The sequence below is a fragment of the Actinoplanes sp. NPDC048791 genome (assembly GCF_040650095.1).
Classification (GTDB): Bacteria; Actinomycetota; Actinomycetes; order Mycobacteriales; family Micromonosporaceae; genus Actinoplanes.
Window position 1 is genome coordinate 1 of record NZ_JBEZGQ010001653.1, and the last position, 1,214, is coordinate 1,214.

General features: G+C 73.3%; 3 protein-coding genes. 2 read left to right on the forward strand and 1 reads right to left on the reverse strand.

The features are described from left to right. Positions 1-183, reverse strand: a 183-nt coding sequence (locus AB0C29_RS49330) for a LysR family transcriptional regulator (protein WP_360835420.1), incomplete at its 3' end; no start/stop codon positions are given. A 49-nt stretch (positions 184-232) separates the two neighbouring features. Between AB0C29_RS49330 and AB0C29_RS49335 the strand changes: the two genes are divergently transcribed. Together AB0C29_RS49335 and AB0C29_RS49340 are read left to right on the forward strand one after the other, a co-directional pair. Beyond that, complete coding sequence (locus AB0C29_RS49335; RefSeq protein ID WP_360835422.1) at positions 233-718, forward strand: MarR family transcriptional regulator; 486 nt, start codon at positions 233-235, stop codon at positions 716-718. Further along, positions 715-1,214, forward strand: a 500-nt coding sequence (locus AB0C29_RS49340) for an MFS transporter (protein ID WP_360835424.1), incomplete at its 3' end; no start/stop codon positions are given. The genes AB0C29_RS49335 and AB0C29_RS49340, both read left to right, overlap by 4 nt.

Consider the following 1,214-nt stretch of genomic DNA (forward strand, 5'->3'; position numbering starts at 1 on the left):
CTGGAGCCGCACGGGCGGCGGGTGCGGCTCCAGCAGCGGCGCGCCGACGTCCTTGGCCAGCAGTGCGAGCTGCTGCGACACCGCCGACGAGGTCATGTGCAGCGCGGAGCCGACGGCGGTGACCGTGCCGCGGTCGCGCAACTCCCGCAACAGGCGCAGCCGCCGCAGGTCGATCTGTCCCATGCCGGCATCCTAGGCGCAGGATTTATATAAGCACTGTTACAGTTTCCTGATGCCGCCTCCCGATCTGCTCGACAGCAGCTACTACGGTCCGCTGTTCCGCCTGCTCACCGACATGGACGCCGACATCGCCGGGCTGTACGCCGAGGCCGGCATCGAGGGGGTCCGGACCCGGTTCGTCGGCCCGATGATCGAGCTCGGCCGCGGCGGCCCGCTGACCATCAAGGAGATCGCCGAACGCCGCAAGGTCAGCCACTCGGCGATGAGCCAGACCGTCGCGGCGATGCGCAAGGCCGGCCTGGTCGAGCCGGCCGGCGACAGCGACGGGCGCAAGCGCCGGGTCCAGCTCACCGCCCGGTCCCGCGAGCTCCTGCCGTTCCTGCAGGCCGAGTGGCGGGCCACCGAGGCGACGGTGCTGGCCCTGGACGCCGAGCTGCCGTACCCGATCATGCGGGCGGTGGCCGACATCCAGGCCGCGCTGAGCGCCCGCCCGTTCGCCCAGCGGCTGCGCGACCACCTCGCCGGCGAGCAGTCGTGAGCGCGCTCGACTCCCTGGTCGACCTGCGCCCGCTGCGCGAGAACCGCACGTTCCGCCGGCTCTGGCTGGGCACCACCGCCTCCGGCCTCGGCGGCCAGTTCGGCGGTTTCGCCGTCGTCTACTACATCTGGGAACGCACCCACAGCGCCGCCATGGTCGGCCTGGTCGGCCTGGTCACCGCGGTCCCGCTGATCGTGCTCGCGCTGGCCGGCAGCGCGTTCACCGACCACGTCGACCGGCGGCGGCTGGCGCTGGGCTGCTCGTACGGTCAGCTGCTGATCAGCGTGGGGATGGCCGGGGTGGCCGCCTCGGACGTGGGCGGCGTACCGCTGATGCTGGTCCTCGCCGGCGCCGCCTCCGGGCTGGCCGCCCTGGGCGGGCCGGCCAAGCAGACCTTCACCCCGGTGCTGCTCAGCGGGCACCGGCTCGCCGCGGGCCTGGCCCTGAACCACCTCTCCTTGCAGCTCGGCATGCTGCTCGGCGCGGCCGCGGGCGG